This window comes from Bacillus sp. SIMBA_008 (assembly GCF_046535495.1).
Lineage (GTDB): Bacteria > Bacillota > Bacilli > Bacillales > Bacillaceae > Bacillus > Bacillus subtilis.
Genome location: NZ_JAWRWL010000254.1, coordinates 1 through 295, shown reverse-complemented (window position 1 = coordinate 295; position 295 = coordinate 1). Strand labels below are relative to the sequence as shown.

1 protein-coding gene is annotated in these 295 nt (G+C 27.1%); it reads left to right on the top strand.

The features are described from left to right. A partial coding sequence (locus SB658_RS23070) for a CPBP family intramembrane glutamic endopeptidase (RefSeq protein WP_410602589.1) occupies nt 1-295 on the top strand: 295 nt, incomplete at both ends.

The window sequence follows — 295 nt, the reverse complement described above, 5'->3', positions numbered from 1 at the left end:
ATGAACCTATATATCAGCAAATTTTATCCGTTTTAATTATAGCCCCTATAGTAGAAACTTTAATTTTCCAGGTTTTTTTATTCTGGATTCTTCGTTGTATTCCTTGGATTCGTGAACATGATTTATTAATAGTTTTAATTGCAGCATTAATGTTTGGTTTATATCATCCATTTGGGATAACTTATGTAATATGTATTACAGTAACAGGAATTCTTTATAATTATGCTTATTTGATTTATTATAAAAAAAATGAAAAAGCACGTGTTACAGTATCAGCATTTGGGATTGTGTTTTG